Annotated in this window: 21 protein-coding genes; 10 read left to right on the top strand and 11 right to left on the bottom strand. The window is 71.7% G+C overall.

Annotated elements, in window-relative coordinates:
• The first annotated feature begins 58 nt into the window (after window positions 1-58).
• Complete coding sequence (locus tag EIZ62_RS18245; RefSeq protein ID WP_156693710.1) at window positions 59-457, top strand: RidA family protein; 399 nt, start codon at window positions 59-61, stop codon at window positions 455-457.
• Window positions 458-550: 93 nt separating this feature from the next.
• On the opposite strand, the gene EIZ62_RS18240 is transcribed toward EIZ62_RS18245, so the two are convergent.
• Window positions 551-1,414 carry a PhzF family phenazine biosynthesis isomerase gene (locus EIZ62_RS18240; RefSeq protein WP_156693709.1) on the bottom strand — a complete coding sequence of 288 codons (864 nt, stop codon included), beginning with the start codon at window positions 1,412-1,414 and terminating at the stop codon, window positions 551-553.
• A gap of 84 nt (window positions 1,415-1,498) precedes the next feature.
• On the opposite strand from EIZ62_RS18240, the gene EIZ62_RS18235 reads away from it, so the two are divergent.
• The gene (locus EIZ62_RS18235; RefSeq protein ID WP_156693708.1) at window positions 1,499-2,413 is read left to right on the top strand and encodes a LysR family transcriptional regulator; all 915 of its coding nucleotides are present in this window, start codon (window positions 1,499-1,501) and stop codon (window positions 2,411-2,413) included.
• A 376-nt stretch (window positions 2,414-2,789) separates the two neighbouring features.
• Here the strand turns inward: EIZ62_RS18235 and EIZ62_RS18230 are convergent, their stop codons facing one another.
• The 3 genes from EIZ62_RS18230 to EIZ62_RS18220 form a co-directional block, all read right to left on the bottom strand.
• Window positions 2,790-3,188 (bottom strand): hypothetical protein, encoded by a 399-nt coding sequence (locus EIZ62_RS18230; protein WP_156693707.1) that lies wholly within the window; start codon window positions 3,186-3,188, stop codon window positions 2,790-2,792.
• Between the two features lie 7 nt (window positions 3,189-3,195).
• Complete coding sequence (locus tag EIZ62_RS18225; protein ID WP_156693706.1) at window positions 3,196-4,107, bottom strand: hypothetical protein; 912 nt, start codon at window positions 4,105-4,107, stop codon at window positions 3,196-3,198.
• A 274-nt stretch (window positions 4,108-4,381) separates the two neighbouring features.
• Window positions 4,382-5,371 (bottom strand): WD40 repeat domain-containing protein, encoded by a 990-nt coding sequence (locus EIZ62_RS18220; protein ID WP_156693705.1) that lies wholly within the window; start codon window positions 5,369-5,371, stop codon window positions 4,382-4,384.
• A gap of 59 nt (window positions 5,372-5,430) precedes the next feature.
• Between EIZ62_RS18220 and EIZ62_RS18215 the strand changes: the two genes are divergently transcribed.
• Window positions 5,431-6,120 (top strand): GDSL-type esterase/lipase family protein, encoded by a 690-nt coding sequence (locus EIZ62_RS18215; protein WP_156693704.1) that lies wholly within the window; start codon window positions 5,431-5,433, stop codon window positions 6,118-6,120.
• A gap of 54 nt (window positions 6,121-6,174) precedes the next feature.
• On the opposite strand, the gene EIZ62_RS18210 is transcribed toward EIZ62_RS18215, so the two are convergent.
• Entirely contained in the window at window positions 6,175-7,086 is a 912-nt protein-coding gene (locus EIZ62_RS18210) for a hypothetical protein (RefSeq protein ID WP_156693703.1), read from the bottom strand.
• Between the two features lie 112 nt (window positions 7,087-7,198).
• Complete coding sequence (locus EIZ62_RS18205) at window positions 7,199-7,609, bottom strand: hypothetical protein (RefSeq protein WP_156693702.1); 411 nt, start codon at window positions 7,607-7,609, stop codon at window positions 7,199-7,201.
• Window positions 7,610-7,691: 82 nt separating this feature from the next.
• On the opposite strand from EIZ62_RS18205, the gene EIZ62_RS18200 reads away from it, so the two are divergent.
• Together EIZ62_RS18200 and EIZ62_RS18195 are read left to right on the top strand one after the other, a co-directional pair.
• Window positions 7,692-8,510 (top strand): helix-turn-helix domain-containing protein, encoded by an 819-nt coding sequence (locus tag EIZ62_RS18200; RefSeq protein ID WP_244375775.1) that lies wholly within the window; start codon window positions 7,692-7,694, stop codon window positions 8,508-8,510.
• Window positions 8,507-8,785: a DUF397 domain-containing protein gene (locus EIZ62_RS18195; RefSeq protein ID WP_156693701.1), complete on the top strand. Its 279-nt coding sequence runs from the start codon at window positions 8,507-8,509 to the stop codon at window positions 8,783-8,785. The genes EIZ62_RS18200 and EIZ62_RS18195 overlap by 4 nt, the downstream gene beginning before the upstream one ends.
• Here EIZ62_RS18195 and EIZ62_RS18190 read toward each other — a convergent pair.
• From EIZ62_RS18190 to EIZ62_RS18175, 4 genes are all read right to left on the bottom strand, one after another.
• Window positions 8,761-9,738 carry a GNAT family N-acetyltransferase gene (locus EIZ62_RS18190; protein WP_167536391.1) on the bottom strand — a complete coding sequence of 326 codons (978 nt, stop codon included), beginning with the start codon at window positions 9,736-9,738 and terminating at the stop codon, window positions 8,761-8,763. The two genes, EIZ62_RS18195 and EIZ62_RS18190, sit on opposite strands and share 25 nt — an antisense overlap.
• A gap of 87 nt (window positions 9,739-9,825) precedes the next feature.
• Complete coding sequence (locus EIZ62_RS18185) at window positions 9,826-10,446, bottom strand: pyridoxamine 5'-phosphate oxidase family protein (RefSeq protein WP_156693700.1); 621 nt, start codon at window positions 10,444-10,446, stop codon at window positions 9,826-9,828.
• Between the two features lie 56 nt (window positions 10,447-10,502).
• Window positions 10,503-11,663: an alpha/beta hydrolase family protein gene (locus EIZ62_RS18180; RefSeq protein ID WP_156693699.1), complete on the bottom strand. Its 1,161-nt coding sequence runs from the start codon at window positions 11,661-11,663 to the stop codon at window positions 10,503-10,505.
• Window positions 11,664-11,811: 148 nt separating this feature from the next.
• On the bottom strand, window positions 11,812-13,341 hold the full coding sequence (locus tag EIZ62_RS18175; RefSeq protein ID WP_156693698.1) for a phosphoinositide-specific phospholipase C-related protein: 1,530 nt from the start codon (window positions 13,339-13,341) through the stop codon (window positions 11,812-11,814).
• A gap of 222 nt (window positions 13,342-13,563) precedes the next feature.
• Here EIZ62_RS18175 and EIZ62_RS18170 point away from each other — a divergent pair, with 222 nt between their 5' ends.
• Together EIZ62_RS18170 and EIZ62_RS18165 are read left to right on the top strand one after the other, a co-directional pair.
• Complete coding sequence (locus EIZ62_RS18170; protein WP_156693697.1) at window positions 13,564-16,059, top strand: ATP-binding protein; 2,496 nt, start codon at window positions 13,564-13,566, stop codon at window positions 16,057-16,059.
• Window positions 16,060-16,093: 34 nt separating this feature from the next.
• Window positions 16,094-16,573 (top strand): MarR family winged helix-turn-helix transcriptional regulator, encoded by a 480-nt coding sequence (locus tag EIZ62_RS18165; protein ID WP_156693696.1) that lies wholly within the window; start codon window positions 16,094-16,096, stop codon window positions 16,571-16,573.
• Here EIZ62_RS18165 and EIZ62_RS18160 read toward each other — a convergent pair.
• Entirely contained in the window at window positions 16,560-17,090 is a 531-nt protein-coding gene (locus EIZ62_RS18160; RefSeq protein WP_208827972.1) for a carboxymuconolactone decarboxylase family protein, read from the bottom strand. The two genes, EIZ62_RS18165 and EIZ62_RS18160, sit on opposite strands and share 14 nt — an antisense overlap.
• On the opposite strand from EIZ62_RS18160, the gene EIZ62_RS18155 reads away from it, so the two are divergent.
• From EIZ62_RS18155 to EIZ62_RS18145, 3 genes are all read left to right on the top strand, one after another.
• Window positions 17,089-17,586 carry a MarR family winged helix-turn-helix transcriptional regulator gene (locus tag EIZ62_RS18155; protein WP_425281829.1) on the top strand — a complete coding sequence of 166 codons (498 nt, stop codon included), beginning with the start codon at window positions 17,089-17,091 and terminating at the stop codon, window positions 17,584-17,586. The two genes, EIZ62_RS18160 and EIZ62_RS18155, sit on opposite strands and share 2 nt — an antisense overlap.
• A 140-nt stretch (window positions 17,587-17,726) precedes the next feature.
• Window positions 17,727-18,317 (top strand): Uma2 family endonuclease, encoded by a 591-nt coding sequence (locus EIZ62_RS18150; protein WP_156693693.1) that lies wholly within the window; start codon window positions 17,727-17,729, stop codon window positions 18,315-18,317.
• A 75-nt stretch (window positions 18,318-18,392) separates the two neighbouring features.
• Window positions 18,393-19,379, top strand: a complete 987-nt coding sequence (locus EIZ62_RS18145; protein ID WP_156693692.1) for an aldo/keto reductase — start codon at window positions 18,393-18,395, stop codon at window positions 19,377-19,379.
• Window positions 19,380-19,402 lie beyond the last annotated feature (23 nt).

Below are 19,402 nucleotides of genomic sequence, written 5' to 3'. Positions count from 1 at the left end.
CCCCGACAACGCCTGGTTGGGAGCCGACGACGCATGGCTGAACGGAGCTGATGGGACTGTGGAGCGAACGACGGTCAACCCGTGGCAGTGGTCGGTGGAGCTGGGGTACAACCAGGGTGAGGTCGTCTCCGGTCACACCCGGACCCTGTACTGCGCCGGGCAGGCCGCGATGAGCGCGGACGGCAAGCCCGAGCACGCCGGTGACATGGCGGCCCAGCTGGCGCTGAGCCTCGACAACCTGGAGGCCGTACTCGGCGAGGCCGGTATGTCCCTCGCGAACCTCGTGCGGCTCAACGTCCACACCACCGACGTCGACCTGCTGTTCCAGCACTACGGCGTGCTGGCGTCGCGGCTGGGCGCCGCCGGGGTGGCTCCCGCCACCACGATGCTCGGGGTGACCCGGCTGGCGGTCCCCACCCTGATGGTCGAGCTGGAGGGGACCGCCGTCGCCGCCTGACGGGAAGGAGCGACTCGCACGGGCACCGTCCGCCCGTGCCCGGTTACCGGGCGTCCGGCGAGGAGGATTCCGCCGCCGGCCGGTGCCGGTCGTTCACAGGCCCTGGCCGATCACGACCGCCCGGCCCGTGACGTGGGAGCGCGGGTCGTCGGGGGCGAGGTCGACGAGGAGATCGCTGGGGCGGCCCATGTCCTCGCCCTGGCGGATGGCGATCGTGGTGGGGCCGGTGACCTGGCCCAGCTCGCGGAGGTAGCCGCCGAGGGCCGCGGCGGCGGCTCCGGTGGCCGCGTCCTCGACGACGCCGCCCACGGGGAAGGGGTTACGGGCGTGGAAGCGCTCCGGCGCCTCGCGCCACACCAGGTTCACCGTCGTCCACCCGTGCTCCCGCATGACGCCGGCCAGGGCGTCGAAGTCGTAGTCCAGGTCGGCCAGCCGGGCGCGGGTCGCGGCGGCCAGGACGAGGTGCTCGTTGCCGCCGAAGGCCACGTGCGGAGGCAGGGCGGGGTCGAGGTCGGCGGCGGACCAGCCCAGGGCGCGCAGGGTGGGCTCCAGCTCGGTGGGTACGGCCGGCCTGCTGCGGGTGGGGACGCTGGTGAGCGTGGCCACCACCGCGCCCGTCGCGTCGTGGCCGGTCACCACCGGGATCTCACCGGCGGGGGTGTCCAGGAGGAGGTCACCGGTGCCCAGCCGTTCGGCGAGCGCGACGGCCAGGGCGATGGTGGCGTGGCCGCAGAACGCCACCTCCGCCAGCGGGCTGAAGTAGCGCACCCGGAACCGCCGTGCCGCGTCGTCCCGGTGGGTGACGAACGCGGTCTCCGAGTACCCGAGTGCGGCCGCGATCGCGAGCATCTCCGCGTCGTCGAGCCCGGAGGCGTCGGGGACGACACCGGCGGGGTTGCCGCCCTCGGGGTCACTGGTGAAGGCGGCGTACCGGAGAGGAGCTTCAGTCGTGGTCATGGCTCCATGCTGGACCGGGCAGGGCTATCGCGTCCAACGATCGGTTTCCATTGCGGCCATGTGCAGATCGCATAGCCTGGTCCGGTGGACACCCGACTCCTGCGCACCTTCACGACCCTCGCCCGGACCGGCAGCTTCACCGCTGCCGCCGCCGAGCTCCACGTTGCCCAGTCCACGGTCACCGTGCACATCCGTACCCTCGAACGGGACCTGGGTGTCCCGCTGTTCGACCGCCTCCCCACCGGCGCGCTCCTCACCGACGCGGGGCGGCGGCTGCTCCCGGAGGCCGAGGACGTCCTCGACGCCGTGGCGCGCCTCCGGGCGGGCGACGGCGCTGACGGGGGCGCCGGCGACGGTGCCGTACGGGGGCGGGTGACGGTGGGCACCCCGGAGTCGCTGTGCGCCACCCGGCTGCCGGACGTCATGGTCGCCCTGCGCGCCCGTCACCCCGCGATCGACGTCCAACTCCACGCCGCCGGCACGGCCGAGTGCGTCGCCGGCCTGCGGTCCGGCCGCCTCGACGTCGCCCTGCTGCTGGAGGAGACGGCCGACTTCCCCGACGTGACGGCCGAGCCGGTCGCCCGCGAACCGCTCGCCCTGCTCTGCGCCCCGGGGCACCCGCTCGCCTCCGGCACGCACCCCGCCACCTGGGAGAGGCTCGCGTCGGAGGAGTTCTTCCTGCTGGAGGAGGGCTGCTCCTACAGCGACGGGCTGGAGCGCCGGCTCCTCGCCCTGCCGGAGGTGCCGCACGCCGCACCGCCACGCCTGACCCGCTTCGGCAGCGTGGACGCGGCACGCGCCTGCGTCGCCGCCGGGCTGGGCCTGACCCTGCTGCCGCTCACCACGGTCGAGGAACACCTGCGGCAGGGGCGGCTGGTGCGGGTCGCGGGGCCGGCGTTCGCGGACGTACCAGTCCTGCTCGCCCGGCACCGCAAACGGTGGGTCGCACCGGCCGCGCACGCGTTCACGCGGGAGCTGGTGCGGCACCTGACCCGCTGACACGGCTCCCGCACCACGCGGACACCGCCGCCCGGACCCGCCCACACGCCGAAGGCCGCCACCGCGGCGGGGCGCCGCCCCTTCCGCACCAGGGCGACCCCCGAAGCGGGGTACCGCCCGAGGGCGTCGACGGCGCACGCGTGCTGGCCGCCGGCGCCGCCGAAACCAGCGCGTCCCGCCGGGCCCGGTGGGCGGCGTGGGCGGCTTGTCAGAGCCCAGGCCCCCGGCCGCCCCTGGCCGCGAGAAGGAGCAGGCGAGTCAGACTCCTGGACCCCGGGAGTGATCCACCCGCACGTAAGACCGACGTATCGCACCCGCACAGGACAGGCCCGAAGGCGCACCACGACGACCTCGGGCCTGTCCCATGCACCTGCGGTCAGAGCACGAGCCCGACCGACACCCCGCCTCCGCCCAACGCGACAGCGAAGGCGGCGCACCGTTGGAGACGGGTCACAGCACTGGCGCGGCCTCGCGCGGCGAGCACCATGACGGAGTTCGCGGCCAGGGCCGGCAGCAGGATCCCGAACGTGACGAACTTGACGGCGGCGTCCCAGCCCATCTCCACGGGACTCACCACGGCGGCGACGGCCACCGCCACGGCCGCAAGCCCGTAGAGCACAGCCGGTACGTGTGTGATGTGATCACTGGTGACGGGGCGAGGCCCGCGCTTGTGGTGGTGCCTCCAGTGGCGCCGTTCGGTTCCGAACCGGGCCAGTGCCATCAGCACCACTTCGACGACCACCGAGGCGACGGCAGCGACTTCCAGGGTTTTCATGACGACCTCAACGCTTGCAGTTGTTGGCGATGAGGGTGATGCCGATGAACGCCTTGACGGCCTCACGCTCGGTGGAACCGATCCGCTTCCCGTTGACGAAACGCCAGATGATGGAAGCCGTCTTCTTCGCTCCGTACCTCTTGAACAGTGCGACGGCGCGCACGACCTTGATGCTGGAGCCGGCCGGAAGGAACGAGAGCAGGACACCTGCCACGGCGGCCCCGCAAACGGCCAGGTACTTGGTCTCCTCCCACCAGCTGGGGTCGGCGACAACCGGGAACGCGGTGTTCTCGTCGAATGCGACGGTCTGCACGAGTGCACCGTCCTCGACGCGGTAGCTGGTCGGCACCGCGGCCCCTCGGGCGTCCTTGGCCCATGGAGCGGTGAACGTGCCGAGAATCTCCCCGTCCTTGCTGACGATGACGCTGCCGTCGTCCTGGTGCTCGGTCACGGCCCCGGTGGGGAGATCGAGACCGAAGCGGTACTCCTTGGCCGCCGTCTCGCTCTTGATGACGATCAGCGAGCGAACGCCCTGCGCAGTGGGCTGTACGGCGAGGTCGGCATCCCTGGCGGCACTGGGGTAGACGATGGTTCCGCCCACCGTCCTGGCACCGCTGACACCGTCCGAACTCGGCAGGCCGATGCCGATGGAGTTGCCGTCCGCCGCTGTCGACTGAACGGTCCCGTGAGCGGTGGCCGGGGCGGTCACGGTGCGCCGCCCCTCTCCTTCCACCGTCACGGCCTCCAGCGCCCCGCCCTCCGAGGGAGTGCTGGGGACGATGTCCTCGACGCCGGTGTACTTCTCGATCAGCTTGGCGGCCTGCGCCGCGACGCTGTCCTGCGGCGGTTCGGCGGCCGGTGCGGGTGCGCCGTGCGCGGCTGTCGTGGTGAAGATGGCGGCGGCCGTGACGGTCGCCACCCCGACAGTCAGACGACGTATGGATGCGCGCGACGAGTTACCTGTGGGCAAGTGATCCCCCCTGGGACGTATTGCGGCTGGCTCAACGCGTCGGCCGTCCCTGGTCAGTTGGACGCCGACACCTAGCCTGGTCGCACAAATTCGACCACAACCGAACACAGTCGCACGTGATGGAGGGCACAATTCCGGCTCAGAAACCGCTCACATCACGCCACCGCTGCGCTGCACCCACAATTCCCCACCGAGCGAACGGCCCGCCGACCCGCCGCCGCCCTCACTCCCGCGACCGCCGCCGCCCCTTCAGTACGAGGAAAAGCGCGGCGACCCCCGCCAGCACCAGCGCCCCGACCGTGGCGTCACCTCCGCCGACGCCACCGTCCGGGGACTTCGCCGCCCCCGGGGCGGACGCGGACGGGGACGGCGACCGACCGCCGCCCGTCGCCGGGGGCCCGCCCTCCACCGCCACCCGGGCCACCTCGCTGCCCGCGCCCTCGGAGCCGTACATCAGGGCCGAGCCGTCCGGCGTGTACGTCACCGACTCCGACTGCCGCATGATCGGCGCGGTCAGCCGCTTCTCGGCGCCGAGCCGGCCGTCCTTCCAGGCGTACGCCCGCGCGCTGAAGTAGCCGCGCAGCACCAGTTCCTCGCCGTCCGGCGAGAACGCGCCGTCCGTCACCCACGGCACCTCGCCGACCCGCCGGAACACGTTCGGGCCCCGGGTGCTCAGCTGCGCCGGGCCCTCGTACAGACCGCCGCCGTCCTCGTTCTTCGACGCGATGTAGACCCGCCCCGTCGTGGGGTGCACCATCAGCGCCTCGGCGTTGCGGGGCCCGTCGGCGTACGTGACCGTGTACTGGGTGGCGTCGACGGTCTGGTCGCGCAGCCGCTCCGGCTCCGGGAAGCGGTAGATCCACACGTGCGGCCAGGACCCGTCGAGGTTGTCGCCGATGTCCCCGACGTACACCGCGCCGTCCGCGCCGACCGAGATCGCCTCCATGTCGCGGGGCGTACCGACCCCGCGCAGGGTGACGGTCGCGACGGTCTTCCCCGTCCGGGAGTCCACGGCGAACACCCGGGGCTGGTCCTGGTCGTTGTGCGTCCAGTAGATCCCGGGGTGGGCACGGCTCGCGGCGAGGCCGCTGGACTCGGTGATCCGGGGGTCCTCGACGGTGAACCCGTCGTCCTCACCCTCGGCGACGGCGGGCGCGGCCGCCCACACCACCAGGGCCGACGCCAGAGCCACCGTCCTGCGCAACGAAACCATGGTCCCAGTGTCCATGGTCACATCGCACACCTGAGCCCCGGTCGGCGATGATGACCCCCATGCGTTTCATGTTCGTCGGCGACTCCATGACCATCGGACGCGCCGGCGACTACACCTGGCGCTACCGGATGTGGCAGCACCTCGCCACCACCTTCGACGGCCCGTACGGGATCGTCGGCCCGCGCACCGGGCTGTACGACGCGACCGCCGACGCCGCCGTCTCGCAACGCTACGCCGACCCCGCCTTCCCCGCCCACGCCCGCCGCCACCTCTCCGGCTGGGGCGAGGGCTGGCTGCACATGGCGCCGTTGATCGGCGAGGCGGTCGAGGCGGCGGAGGCGGACGTCCTGCTGGTGTCCCTGGGCCTGATAGACCTCGGCTTCTACACCAACAGCGCGCAGACGTCCGAGAACGTCCACGCCTTCGTCGCCGGGGCCCGCGCCGCGAACCCGCACGTCCGGGCCGTCCTGCTCCCCGTGATCCCCAACGTCCGCGCCCAGTACGACGCGCCCTTCGCCGCCGAGTGCGCCCGCTTCAACGAACTGCTCGCCAAGGCGGTCGCCGACCTCGACGAACCGGCCTCCCCGCTGCTCCTGGCCTCGGTACCGGAGTCGTACGACCTCGGCGCCGACACCTACGACGGCACCCACCCCGGCCCCTCCGGCGAGCACAAGCTCGCGTCCGCGTTCGCGACGGCGATGCACCAGGCGTGGGGCCTGGGCGGGCCGTACGCCCCGGCCACCGCCTGACGCCACCCGGCACAGGGCCGGTTCGGAGCCGGGCACTGCCGACCGTCGGGACGACTACGCGTGCCCCGTGCCCTCCCGGAGGAGTGACCGCCACGAGACCGGCCTCGGTGGCGGGCCGGCCACCGACGCGGCGGCCGCCTGGCGGCAGGGACCGCAGTGGGTCTCGTCGCCGACGGGCCGGAAGACGTGGTCGTCGCCCGGGCCCTCGCAGACGACCAGCCCCCGCACGGCGGGGCGCGGGTCCAGCGGTACGGGGAGCTTCTCGACCAGCCGGTGCCGCAGGAAGCCCACGGCGGAGCGCACCCCGCCCGGCGGCAGCCCGGTCGTCAGCGTGTGGTGCAGCTCGGCCGTCGAGAACCCGCGCCGCAGCCACTCGGCCGCCGCGTCCGCCAGGCCCCGCGCCTCCCGCACCCCGAGCCACAGCTCACGGTGGCTGTGCCGCAGCGACAGCAACACGCGTTCGGCGGTGACGACTTCGGGACTGGCGTCGTCTTCGGGTGGGGGGTGGGGAGTGTTCTTCTCCCGGTCTTCTTCTACCGGAGGAGAACCGGCGACCACCCGGGGGGCCGATTCACCGACGGTCCGTTCGGGGACACTCGGCGGCGACGGAGGAGGCGGATACGGAGGCTCGGACGCCCTGCCGTCGCGGAGCCGGTTCGCTTCCTCCCCCGTGAGGGTGACGTTGGACAACAACTGGTCCGTGTTCCAGCGGCCCCGGCCGCTCTGCCAGCGCCAGTGGTGGAAGAACCCGTTCGCGAGCAGTTCGTCCTTGGCCCGCTGAAAGGCCCGTGGCTTCATGCCCAGCGCCTCGGCGTGGTCGCCGAGCGGCTTGGCGGCCTCGGATTCGGGAAGCCCCTGCACGTAGATGACCAGCAACTTCGCGTCGCTGCCGAGGCGACGGTGCCGTACGAGATCGTGCGAGACCTTGGTGAAGCGCCGCTCGGGCGCGATAGCATGCCGAAGCATTTCTGGTGGACCTCTAGCTCCACTAGTGGTGAAGGTCCTCGGATTGGTGTTGCCGCACCGCCGGGGACCGCTCCATGTCCGCACCCTGTGCGCACTGAGCGTGATTGCGCGATCACCGTACAGCATGTTCGACTATTTCATGCAACAAGTCCGGTTCCACGAAGGGCACTTCGGCGGTCGGCCGCGACCTCCAGTCCAGCGGCCACGTCAGCCCCTCCAGCGCCGGAATCCCCACGAACGCCATCCCGCGCCCGCTCCGGCTCAACGCCCGCGCCCCGGCGGGCCACGCGTACGCGGCGGCCGTCCCGGGCGGCAGCAGGAAGTACACGTTCCGCTCCCCCGCCAGCTCCCGGACGATGGGCCCCGTGCGGAAGTCGGTGAACTCCATGAGCCGGTACGCCACTTCCTCGCCGAGCACCCCCCGTACCCGTACGGCGTCGAAGTGGATGCCCGCGTGGCGGAGGGCGTGACCGGAGGCGGGGATCCAGGACGGAACCCCGTCAAGTGAAATGCGCGGATTCATGCGCCCAGCTTTGCGGCGCAGCTCTACTGTGACCAGCGCCACAAGGCGTTTGTGCGGCGTTGTGCACCTGGGAAGGACGGGCGTGAACATCGGCAACAACGGCAGCCCCGGCGCCGCGAAGGCGTTCGGCCGGCTGCTGCGCTTCCACCGCGAACGGGCCAAGGTCTCCCAGGAGACGCTCGGCCGCGAGACCGGATACTCCAAGTCCCAGGTCGCCATGATCGAACGCGGCGAACGCCGCCCGCGCGGCAACTTCGTGGACGTGGCGGACGAGCTGCTGGGTGCACAAGGTGCACTCCTGGAGGTCGCGCAGGAGCTGAAGGCGAGCGGGGTCGCGGCGTGGTTCGAGGACTACCTGGAGGAGGAGGCGAAGGCGGCGGGTGTTCATTCGTACGAGAATCACCTCATCCCGGGGCTGCTCCAGACCGAGGGGTATGCGCGGGCCGTCTTCGCCTGCGCGAACCCGCCCTTCGAGGAGGAAGAGGTCGACGTCATGGTCGCGGCCAGGCTGGCAAGGCACAAACTGTTCCACCGCCGACCGACTGCTCTGGTCAGCTTCGTCTTGGAGCAAGCAGCACTCACCAAGCCGATCGGCGGGGTAGCCGTCCTTAAAGAGAACCTGCTGCACATCCTGGACATCGGCCGACTACCTAACGTACAGATCCAGGTGATGCCGGAGGGCCCGGAGGTCCACGCCGGACTCAGTGGACCTTTCACACTGCTGGAGACAGCCAAGCGTCGAAGCCAACTCGTCTACGTCGAGGGCCTGAGCGGGCGGTACTTTCTGAGCGAGCAGCCGGAGTTGGGGGACGCGTTCGCGCGGTATGGCGTACTACGGGCGCAAGCCCTCAACCCGAAAGACTCCGCCCGACTCATCGAACAGGTGGCATGCGAGCTATGAGCGTCAACCTCGACTGGTTCAAGAGCAGCTACAGCGGCGACCAGGGCGGCGACTGCGTCGAGGTCGCCGTCGCCTGGACCAAGTCCTCCTACAGCAGCGAGCAGGGTGGAAACTGCGTCGAGGTCGCCGTCCACCCCCACACCGTCCACGTCCGCGACTCCAAGGACGTGTCCCGCCCCGCCCTCACCCTCTCCCCCGCCGCGTGGGCGACCTTCGTGGCCGGCCCCGCGAGGCACGTGACGGCGGGGGTTCAGCGCCAGTCGTCGATCACGTAGGCGTCCGGGTGGCTGTAGCCGGGCTCGTTGGGCTTGTGCATGGTTACCCCTTGCAGCCAGGTGCGGAATCCACGGTCGGCCATGCACCGGTAGGCGTCCTGGCGGGCCAGGTTCACGCCGGCGTCCAGTTGCCCCAGACCCCTGTCGGCGGCGAGCTGCTCGCACGCGTCCAGCAGTCGTACGAACCGGTCCGCGGCGCCGGGGCCGGGGCGTACCGCGCCGAACTTGACGAAGCACACGTCCTCACCGGCCTCCGTTCCCGCTCCGCAGTGGCAGACGGCCAGGCCGTCGAGGCCGGAGTCGGCACCCTCCAGGAGGATGATGTCACCGAGCCCTTGCGCCTGGGTGGCCGTGATCTCGCGCTCCAGGCTCAGGCCCTCGTACACGGCCCCCGTCAGTGCGCGACTCAGGCGAAGTGCGTCGGGCCGCTCATCGGCGGTCAGCTCGCCGTACCGCACTCGGCCGGGGACCACGGCGCCGGCGGCGGTGACCTGCTTCTTCATGATGGCGGTGAGGAATCGCGGCCAGAAGCCGTAGCGGCGGTAGAGCTCAAGGTGCTTGGGACTGTGCGAGAAGGTGAAGAGGCCGAGGTGGCGGTTCTCCCAGGTGCCGAAGCAGGCCATGACCGGCTCCATGAGGTGCCTGCCGATGTGCCGGTCCCACAGGTCCGGCCGTACGGTCAGGGGGCCGAAGAACCCGACGCTGCCCCAGTTGGTGGCGAAGTTCGATCCGACGACCTGGCCGTCGACGGTCGCGACGAAGGCCGCGTGGGGGTCCGCCGCCCAGCGGGTGCGGACGTAGTCGGCGGTCCCGAAGAACGTCTGCGGCTCGGGGACACCGAGGAAGGTCCCGAAGGCGACTCTGAAGATCTCGTCGGCCTGATCGAGGTCCGGCTCGACCAGTGGGCGGACCGACACCGGGGCGGCGAGGCTCGTTCGCTCTCCTGCGGTCATGATCGCTCTCCTTTCCCGCCCCCCTCGGTTCCATCGCACCACGGACGTGCGCGGCAGGCGAAGCGACCCGGTCCGGCGGTGCGGTGCCTACGTCCGCTCGGAGCCCTTCCGGGGCTGGGAGGAGAAGTCGGCGGGCGGCAGCGGCAGCGGGAGGCCGGGCAGGCCGTCGATGCTCTGGGCGATGTGGTCCTTCTTGGCGAAGTACGCGCTCAGTGAGGCGTCGTCCTCGCGGGAGAAGCGGCGGCCGTGGAGGTCGCGGTCCTCGTCGTACGACATGAAGGGCACGCCGTATCCGCAGCTGTCGCGGACGAGTTCGGCCGTCACCACGATGATCGCGCGCAGGCCGTGGAGCGTGGGGTCGATGTCGGGGAAGCGGGCGAGCAGGTCCGGGAAGCGGGGGTCGTCGCGGAAGACGGGTTCGCCCCGGCCGTGTACCCGGACGATGTTGGGCGGGCCCTGGAAGGCGCACCACATCACGGTGATCCGGCCGTTCTCCCGCAGGTGGGCGACGGTTTCGGCGGTGCTGCCGGCGAAGTCGAGGTAGGCGATCCGCTGCTCGTCGAGCACCGCGAAGGAGCCTCTGAGGCCCTTGGGGGACAGATTGACCGTGCCGTCGCCGGACAGCGGGGCGGTGGCGGTGAAGAAGATCGGCTGCTCCTCGATGAAGGTGCGCAGCCGACCGTCTATGCGTGCGTAAGTCTTTCCCATGTCTAAGTATTATGCAGGGTAATTATTCGCCTGTCTAAGGACCCTGCGGAGCCGTGTCAGCCCTTGGACTGGAAGACCACCTCCGGGTGCTCGGGGGCCGGGCCGTCCAGCAGCTTCCGGTCCAGCCCCTTCAGGTGCTGGTCGAAGAAGGCCGTGACGTACGCGCGGGTGATCTCCTGCGAGCGCTTGCCCGACAGGGGCTCGTCCGGGGGCAGCAGGCCCAACTGGTCGGCGAGCACCGGGATGTCCGTGAAGGTGAAGTGGCCCGAGCCGGTGACGTTGATCCAGCGCTTCCAGCCGTCGAGGAGGGGCCAGTCGCGGGCCCAGGACGAGTCGTCGTCCCCGGTGCCGAGCAGCAGATACGGGCGCCCGCCGAGGCCTTCGGCCGGTACGGGTTCCATGAACGAGCCGTCGAGGTTCGCCCCGGCGAGGACGCGTGCGTCGCGGACCATGGTGGACATGGCGGAGGCGCCGCCGATGGAGTGGCCCGCCATACCGATCTTCGTCCGGTCGATCAGGCGGGCGTGCCGCCAGGCCGGGTGCCGGTCGGCCAGGAGCCGGTCGAGCAGGAACGACACGTCCTTGGCGCGGCCCTGGGGCACGACTCCGTACCCGCCCGGCTTGATCTGCTCGCAGGAGGCGCAGTCGAGGAGCCGCCCGCCGGGGAAGGCGGTGCCGACGGACTCGTAGGCGTGGTCGACGGCGGCGACGACGTACCCCTGGCTGGCCAGTTCCTCGGCGAGCAGGGTCAGGGTGGCGCGGTTGACGGAGAAGCCGGGTGACAGCACGACGAGCGGGTGCTTGCCGCGCACGGGTGCGGCGCCGGGGCGGGCGTGGGTGCGGGTGCCGCTGAGCGTGGCGGCGGACACCGCGTCGTTCAGCTCCCGGGCGTCGATGAAGGCCTGGGCCTCGCCCTTGGTCATGTAAGGGGCGGTGCGGCCGCCTCCGGGCCGGGCTGGGTAGTACATCGTCACCATCAGCTCGCGCGCCCCGGCCTCGGGCACCCATGGGTCGGTGCGGCTCCTGTCGACCAGGTGCAGGGTGTCCCGGCCGACCGCGTACTTACCGGTGGGAGCGGGGAGTTGGAGTCGTACGCGGGCGTCCTCGGCGGCGGCCGGAGTGACCGGAGTGACGGGGGCGGCGTGGGCGACGCCCGTACCGAGCAGGGCGAGGGACAGACTGAGTACGGCGGCGGCGCCGCGAGGCAGTCGATTCATACCGGCGAGGCTAGGCAGCGGGACCCCACCCCGGCGTCCACCCACGGGCCGGACCGTGTAGGTCCCCAGTGGTACGACGCCTCCGACCGGGGGCGGACGCATTCCGCGCGGCCCCCGGTCGGCTGAACTCGGTTTCGTACAAGAGGCGTTACAACTTCGGGCAGGCCGCCTGCGTGACCTTGCCGGCCTTGGCCGTGCTCGTCGCGATGTCCAGCGTCAGGCACTTGCCCGTCCACTGGTTCACGAAGTAGTAGGCGGCCGGACCGCCTTGCTGCTTCGCCGGGATGACGTTCCACAACTGGCTGCCCGAGAACCACCGGGTCTCGCAGGGCCACCAGAACAGCTGGGTGTCGTTGCCGGGCGGCGTGCCGTTGTTGTAGGGCACGGTGAGGCAGGAGCCGTTGTTCGCCTTGATCCAGAACCAGTCCTTACCCTCCTTGTACGAGGGCGGCGTGGCGGACCACTGATGGCTGCTGGGCGCGGGGTTCGCACAGGCCCGCTGGGTGACCAGGCCGCCCTCACCCTTCTCGAACTCGTCGCCGCGCACCATGCAGCGGTTGGGGGCGGCGGTGCCGACGTACTGCTTGCTGGGGCTGACGGTCCACAGCGCCGGATGCGGGTCGATGATGACGGCGTTGCGGTTCAGTCCGTCGACCACCGACAGCGGGGTCACACCGGGAGTGTCGCTGTGCTGGTAGAAGTTGACCGCGACGTAGTTCGGGTCACGCTTGGCGACGTCCTGGCAGTCCTTCTCGACGCGGTTCTTGAGGCTCTGCCCGTTGTCGCCGTGGGACTTGCTCTCCGGGTTGAGCACGCTGGAGTCGAACTGGTTGATGGTGAACAGCGGGGTCAGCTTGGTCCCCGGCATCTGCTTGAGGTCCAGGCTGTTGCTGTTCCGCGACAGGCACCCGTGCGGCCTGTTGCCTTTGTAGTCGTACGTCGTCTCCACGGTGCGCTTCCAGGTGTACATGAGGCGCCCGTACTCGGTACCCGCGTCACGGGTGGACGTGACGGGGATGTCGTCCGCCCACTTGTCCTGGAACACCACCAGGCGCTCGTTGCGGGTGACCATGTCGCGCACGCGCGGCCAGTTGCGCTTGTCGATGTCGAAGCCCGTGTCGGACGGCTGGAACAGCAGGTCGGTCGCCTTCTTGTCCTCCAGCACCTGGGCGATGGCCCGGGTCAGGGTCTCCTGACTCGCGTAGTTCTCCAGGAAGATCGTCACGACCTCGCTCTTGTTCTCCTGAAGGAAGTCCACGACGCGTGCGAGTTCGTTCTGGAAGAAGTCGTAGCAAATAACTTTGTGACAGAGCATCACGGCTTCCGGGCCGAACGGCGGGGACACCGTCTTGTCGTAGGTGTCGAACATCAGGCCGCGCACGCCGTCGTCGAGCTGCTCGGAGACGTTGCGCGACTGGGCGCGCGGCGGGATGGGCTTCGCCCAGTCGTAGGCGTAGGCGTTGTGCGTCGTCAGCCACGACCACTGGTCCAGCCGGGCGTCACCGTACTTGCTGGCCGCCACCGCGCTCGTCGGAGCGGTCAGCATCCCGGCCAGGATCAGCAGCGAGAGGACCGGAAGGGCCAGGAGGCGCAGCAGTCGGTGGCGGTGGACGCGGCCCGGTCGAGGTACCGGCCCCCGGGCGTCGGCCGTAGCGGCGCGGGCGCTTCTTGTACGCATGTCGTGTTCCGTCTCCCCCACGTGCAGGTGGTCGGTTTTGGTGGTCGGTGCGGTGGTCGGGTGCGCCGATCGGTCGGCCGCCCCCCGGGTCACCGGTAGCCAACACCGGCGGATATGGGGTGGGCCATGCGGTTCCCTTGGCAGAAGTACCGTCTTGCATACTTCTGCCGGTGGGTTCGGTCGCTCGGCCGGGCCCCCGCCGACCCGGGGGGGTACGCACATATGGACACCGGCATACCGGCCACGAACGGGTTCGGCGAGCGGCTGCGGGCCCTGCGTTCGGCCGCCGGACTCAGCCAGGAGGACCTGGCGCACACCGCGGGGGTGAGCGTCCGGGCGCTGTCCGACATGGAGCGCGGCCGGTCCCGGGGGCCGCAGCGGCGCACCGTGGAGGCCCTGGCGGGTGCGCTGGGCCTGGACGCCGCCGGGGCACGGGAGTTGGAGCGGGCGGCCAGCTTAGGCCGTACGCGTCCCCGCCCGGCCCGAGCCGCGGCCGCCGACGCCAATGCGTACGGCACGGGGACCGGCACCGGCGCCGCGAGCACGGCGCCCCACCCGGACCTCGCCCCGCACCACGCACTCGCGCTCCCCCGCGACCTGCACGACTTCACCGCCCGCGCCCCCGCCCTGGCCCGGCTGCGGGCGCTGGCCGAGCGACTCGACCCCGCGCATCCGCCGGTCGCCGTGATCTGCGGCCAGCCCGGCCTGGGCAAGACCGCCTTCGCCGTGCACGCCGCGCACGCCCTCGCGCCGTACTTCCCGGACGGGCGGTTCGCCGTCGACCTGCGGGGCATGGACCCGCGGCCCACCCCGCCCCGCGACGTCTGCGCCCGGCTGCTGCACGCCTTGGGAGTCCCCGCCGGAGCCGTGCCCGCCGGCACCGACGACCGCTGCGGCCTGCTGCGTTCCGTGCTCCGCGAGCGGCGGGTGCTCCTCCTGCTCGACAACGCCGCCGACGAGGACCAGGTCCGGCCCCTGCTGCCCGGCCACGGTCCGTCGCTCACCCTCGTCACCAGCCGCAACAGCCTGGCCGGGCTCGAATCGGTGCACCGCACCGAACTGGCCCTGCTGCGCCGCGAGGAAGCGGTCGAACTGCTCAGCCGCATCGTCGGTCCGGAGCGGGTCCGCGAGGAGGGACAGGCCGCCCGCGACCTCGCGCACCTGTGCGGGCACCTTCCCCTGGCCGTACGGATCGCCGGGCAGCGCCTCGCGTCCCGCCCCGGCGAGCGCATCGCCAAGCTCGTCACCCAGCTCGCGGCGTACGGGGGCCGCCTGGACGCGCTGCGGGCCGGGTCGCTCCAGGTGCGGGGCGCGTTCGCCCTCTCGTACCGGCAGCTGGACGCGCGGAACCGCACCGTCTTCCGCCGTGCCTCGCTCGCCGCCGGTCCCGACTTCAGCCCCGCGACCGCCGCGCTGCTCGCCGGCCTGCCGGTCCGGGAGGCCGCCCGGTGCCTGGAGACCCTGACCGACGCCGGACTGCTCCAGCCCCACCCGGCCGCCGACCGGTACCGCTTCCACGACCTGCTCGCCCTGTTCGCCGCGGAGCAGCTGGCCGAGGAGGACGACCCCGCGGACGTCGACGCCGCGGAGGACCGCACCGCCGCGTGGACGCTCCGCCGTGCCACGGCCGCCGCGCTGCGCTTCGACGCCGACCGCCCGGGTACGGCCGACGGCGACCCGGATCCCGCCACCGCGCCCCGCGACAACGCCGAGGCCCACCGCTGGCTGGAGGCGGAACGGGCCCAGTGGCTCGCCGCCCTGGTCCGGGCGCAGGAGGCCGGCGACCACCGGGTCGTGGTGCAGGCGGCGGAGGCGATGCACTGGTTCTCCGACCGCACCGCGCACTGGGAGCTGTGGGCGGAGGTCTTCCGGCGGGCCGTCGACTCGGCTCGCGCGCTGGGCAGCCGGCGGGACGAGGCCGTGCACCTCAACTACCTGGCGTGGGCCTACAACCACTGCCTCTACGACCCCCTCGCCGCCCTGCCGGCCGCGGAGGCGGCCCTGGAAGCGGCGCGCGAAGTGGGCGACCAGCTCCAGGTCGCCTGGGCACTGGGGTACGCGGCGGGAGCGCTGAACCGCCTCGGGCGGACCGACGAGGCCATCGCCCGGCTCCGGGAGTCCGCCGCGCACCTCGCGGACCAGACCTGCGCGCAGAGCCGCCTCGCCGAACTCAGCGCCCTCAACGCGCTCGGGCAGCAACTGCGCCAGGCGGGCCGCGCGGACGAGGCCCTGGTCATCCACCGGCGCAGCGAGGCGATCTGCCGGGCCGGCGTACCGGGGAAGCCCGGGGAACTGATCGGCCTCTATCTGGCGGCGACCCTCCAGCACATCGGCAACGACCTGGCGGCCCTGAACCGGTGGGACGAGGCGGAGGCCCCCCTTCGCTACGCGCTGGCGCACTTCGAGGCGGCCCGGATGCCCGCCTGGAGCGAGCCCACCCGGCTGGACCTGGGGATCGCCCTGCGCCACCTCGCCCGGCACCGGGAGGCACGGGAGACGCTGACCGCCGCCCACCAGGGCCTGGTGCGGCTGAACAACCCCCGACAGCTCGAAGCGGCCACCGAACTCGGCACGCTCGACGCACTCGACGCACTCGACGCACTCGACGCCCTCGACGGGGAGGCGTCCGCGTCGGCCCCACAGCCCGGGCCGAACCCCCGCGGGCTCTCCCGTCCCGATGGCCCGCGAGGCGACGACGGCGCAGATCGCGACGGTTGACCTCAACCGCGGTGCAGGTTCTACGGTCGGTCTCATGACAACGACGACGACCGTCCCCGCCCCCGCCGACCCCGCAGTCACCGACGAGGACCTGGCTTCGCAGCCCGTCGGCTACTGGAGCGGGGTCGTCCACAGGGCCGTCATCAGGCACATCCGCGACGCCATGGCCCGCGTGGACGTCACGCAGCCGCAGTGGTGGACCCTCAACCGGGTCGACGCCGGCGGCGACGTCACCCGCGAGGTGATCGCCGCCGGGCTCGCCGAGGTCGCGGACACCCCGTACGACGCCGGCCGCGCCGTCGACACCCTGCTCCACCGGGGCTGGCTGCGTCTCGACGACGCACAGCGCCTGCACCTCACCGACGACGGCCGGGCCGCCAAGGCGCGCATCAAGGCGCTGGTGACGGACGTCCGGGCGCGGATCCACGCCGGCATCACGGACGACGAGTACGTCGCCGCGCTCAAGGTGCTGCGCCGCATGACCGACAACGTCCGGGCGGTCACGCCCGCGTGAGCCGGTTCGCGAACGTCGACATGGTGTACGTACCGATGCCCATGACCACCTCCAGGGCGTTGCGTTCCGTGAAGCCGTGGGCGAGGAAGGCGGCGAGGTCCTCGTCGGGGACCTCGCCCGTCGTCGCGTAGACCACGTCGACGAACCGCCGTACGGCGGCGAGCCGTTCGTCGGGCAGCGGCGTGCCGTCGCGGAGCGCGGCGACGACGGCCGGGTCGGCGCCGAGGGCGCGGAGCTTGCGGACGTGGAGGTCGACGCAGACCTGGCAGCCGTTGCGGGTGGCGACCGTCATGATCACCGTTTCGCGGGCGACCGGGTCGAGGGTCGTGCGGTCGAACATGGCCGTGAGGGTCATGAAGCCCTCCAGCAGCTCGGGCGAGGCGGCCATGCGGGCGACGGCGGGCGGGAGGTGGCCCCCCATGCGCGCCGCGACGGCCTCCATGACCGGGCGGGCGGCGGGCGGGGCGGAGTCCGGGGTGTGGTCGACGAACAAGGCCGCTCCTAAGATGGACAACATGGTTGACGACAAGAAGGTAAACCAGGTTGTCGAACAAAGCAACGGGTACGAGCTGCCGCTGCTCCTCTTCGCCGGTTTCCGCACCCTCATCGACCGCCTCCACGCCGAACTGGCCGCCCAGGGCCACCCGGACGTGCGCCCCGCGCACGGGTTCGCCATGCAGGCGATCGGCGCCGGCGGGGCCACCGCCAGCGAGGTGGGGCGGCGGCTGGGCGTGTCCAAGCAGGCGGCCGGCAAGACCGTCGACCGGCTGGTCACCCTCGGGTACGCCGAGCGCGCCGACGACCCCGCCGACGCCCGCCGCAAGCTCGTCCGCCTCACCCCGCACGGGCTGGACGCCCTCACCCGCTCGGCCGCGATCTTCGACGCACTGCGGGCGGACTGGGTCCGCACCCTCGGGGCGGAACGGGTCACCGGCATGGAGGACGTCCTGCGCGCCGTCGTCCCCGCCGACGCCTTCCGGCTCGACGCGGCGGGCTGGCTGGGCGGCGCGTGACCCCTTGGCCGGCACCGCGACGTGAACCGGCGCCGCGACGCAATTGGCGAGTAGTCGCCACCGGCGTGTCGGCCCTTGCCCGCCTATCGTTGAGCCGCGCGGCTGCATGCGATCACGCGGCAGCGGGGAGGAGCGCCACGATGACCGTCGTAGACGACGACAGGATCCACATGGCCGACAGCAACGACGAGCGCACTCTGGACGACATGTTCGAGGCACTTGAGCGGATGGGCGTCCCCGAGGGATACAAGGCAGAGATCGTCGGGGGGCACATCTTCATGTCGCCACAGCGGGACACCCACTGGGACATCATTCTGGACATCGTCGAGCAGCTTCGGACCAAGCACCCGAGGAAGCGGATCAAGTCCGACGTCCGCATCGACTACCCCGGCCACCTCAACGGCTTCGCCACCGATGTGACCCTCGTCGCCGAAGGCGCCACGAGGGACGACAAGGGCCTGTGGCACTACCAGGACGTCGAGTTCGTCGCCGAGGTCATCTCCCGCAGCACCAGCATGAACGACTACGGCCCCAAGAAGGACGCGTACGCCGCGGCAGGCGTGCCGGCCTACCTGATCGTGAATCCCTACACCGGCAAGTGCGTGCTCCACACCACGCCCAAGGACGGCGCCTACCCCGAGCCCGAGCGGTTCGGCTTCGGGAAGCCCGTCGACCTCACCGACACCCCCGTCGGCCTCGTCCTCGACACCACCGACTTCCCCCGCGACTGATCCCCCCTCCCGGCCGCGCCCGGGCCCGGTCGCCCCCTTGCTTCGAGCGCGCTCCAAGGGCTTGGCTGTACGTCCATGAAGTACACGCAGCTCGGACGCACCGGACTCAAGGTCAGCCGACTCGTCCTCGGCACGATGAACTTCGGACCCCAGACCGACGAGGCCGGCAGCCACGCCATCATGGACGCCGCCATCGACGCGGGCATCAACTTCTTCGACACCGCCAACGTCTACGGCTGGGGCGAGAACAAGGGCCGCACCGAGGAGATCATCGGCTCCTGGTTCGCCCGGGGCGGCGACCGGGACAAGGTCGTGCTCGCCACCAAGGTGTACGGGAACATGGGCCAGGACCAGCAGGTGTGGCCCAACCACGACAAGCTCTCCGCCGTGAACATCCGGCGGGCCGTCGAGGCCAGCCTCAAGCGTCTCAACACCGACTACATCGACGTCTACCAGTTCCACCACATCGACCGGCGCACGCCGTTCGAGGAGATCTGGCAGGCCGTCGACGTCCTGATCCAGCAGGGCAAGGTCCTCTACGCGGGGTCGTCGAACTTCCCCGGCTACAAGATCGCCCAGGCCAACGAGGCCGCCGCCCGGCGCGGCATGGTCGGGCTCGTCAGCGAGCAGTGCCTCTACAACCTGGCCGAGCGCCGCGCCGAGATGGAGGTCGTCCCGGCCGCCCAGGAGTACGGCCTCGGGGTCATCCCCTGGTCACCGCTGCACGGCGGCCTGCTCGGCGGGGTGATCAAGAAGGAGGCCGAGGGCGGGCGCCGCTCCAGCGGCCGGTCGGCGGACGCGCTCGCCAACACCGACGTACGCCTCCAGATCCAGGCGTACGAGGACCTCCTCGACAAGCACGGGCTGAAGCCGGGCGAGGTGGCCCTGGCGTGGCTGCTGACCCGGCCGGGGGTGACGGGGCCGATCGTCGGTCCGCGCACCGCCGACCAGCTGGAGTCGGCGCTGCGGGCGGTGGACCTGGAGCTCGCGGACGAGGTCCTGACGGAGCTGGACGCGATCTTCCCGGGTCCGGGGCCGTCCCCGGAGGCCTTCGCCTGGTGACGCGACGGGGCGGCCGCCGCTCG

Source organism: Streptomyces ficellus, assembly GCF_009739905.1.
GTDB classification, from domain to species: domain Bacteria; phylum Actinomycetota; class Actinomycetes; order Streptomycetales; family Streptomycetaceae; genus Streptomyces; species Streptomyces ficellus_A.
The sequence above is the reverse complement of the archived record's forward strand: the minus strand, read 5'-3'. Positions and strand labels throughout refer to the sequence as shown.

Bases quoted from the DNA above. Each gene is read 5' to 3' on its own strand.
- EIZ62_RS18205 (WP_156693702.1), bottom strand. From the start codon at position 7,609: ATGAATCCGCGCATTTCACTTGACGGGGTTCCGTCCTGGATCCCCGCC.
- EIZ62_RS18165 (WP_156693696.1), top strand. From the start codon at position 16,094: ATGACAACGACGACGACCGTCCCCGCCCCCGCCGACCCCGCAGTCACC.
- EIZ62_RS18170 (WP_156693697.1), top strand. From the start codon at position 13,564: ATGGACACCGGCATACCGGCCACGAACGGGTTCGGCGAGCGGCTGCGG.
- EIZ62_RS18175 (WP_156693698.1), bottom strand. From the start codon at position 13,341: ATGCGTACAAGAAGCGCCCGCGCCGCTACGGCCGACGCCCGGGGGCCG.
- EIZ62_RS18195 (WP_156693701.1), top strand. From the start codon at position 8,507: ATGAGCGTCAACCTCGACTGGTTCAAGAGCAGCTACAGCGGCGACCAG.
- EIZ62_RS18180 (WP_156693699.1), bottom strand. From the start codon at position 11,663: ATGAATCGACTGCCTCGCGGCGCCGCCGCCGTACTCAGTCTGTCCCTC.
- EIZ62_RS18190 (WP_167536391.1), bottom strand. From the start codon at position 9,738: ATGACCGCAGGAGAGCGAACGAGCCTCGCCGCCCCGGTGTCGGTCCGC.
- EIZ62_RS18220 (WP_156693705.1), bottom strand. From the start codon at position 5,371: ATGGTTTCGTTGCGCAGGACGGTGGCTCTGGCGTCGGCCCTGGTGGTG.
- EIZ62_RS18155 (WP_425281829.1), top strand. From the start codon at position 17,089: ATGGTTGACGACAAGAAGGTAAACCAGGTTGTCGAACAAAGCAACGGG.
- EIZ62_RS18210 (WP_156693703.1), bottom strand. From the start codon at position 7,086: ATGCTTCGGCATGCTATCGCGCCCGAGCGGCGCTTCACCAAGGTCTCG.
- EIZ62_RS18215 (WP_156693704.1), top strand. From the start codon at position 5,431: ATGCGTTTCATGTTCGTCGGCGACTCCATGACCATCGGACGCGCCGGC.
- EIZ62_RS18160 (WP_208827972.1), bottom strand. From the start codon at position 17,090: ATGTTGTCCATCTTAGGAGCGGCCTTGTTCGTCGACCACACCCCGGAC.
- EIZ62_RS18150 (WP_156693693.1), top strand. From the start codon at position 17,727: ATGACCGTCGTAGACGACGACAGGATCCACATGGCCGACAGCAACGAC.
- EIZ62_RS18240 (WP_156693709.1), bottom strand. From the start codon at position 1,414: ATGACCACGACTGAAGCTCCTCTCCGGTACGCCGCCTTCACCAGTGAC.
- EIZ62_RS18230 (WP_156693707.1), bottom strand. From the start codon at position 3,188: ATGAAAACCCTGGAAGTCGCTGCCGTCGCCTCGGTGGTCGTCGAAGTG.
- EIZ62_RS18185 (WP_156693700.1), bottom strand. From the start codon at position 10,446: ATGGGAAAGACTTACGCACGCATAGACGGTCGGCTGCGCACCTTCATC.
- EIZ62_RS18145 (WP_156693692.1), top strand. From the start codon at position 18,393: ATGAAGTACACGCAGCTCGGACGCACCGGACTCAAGGTCAGCCGACTC.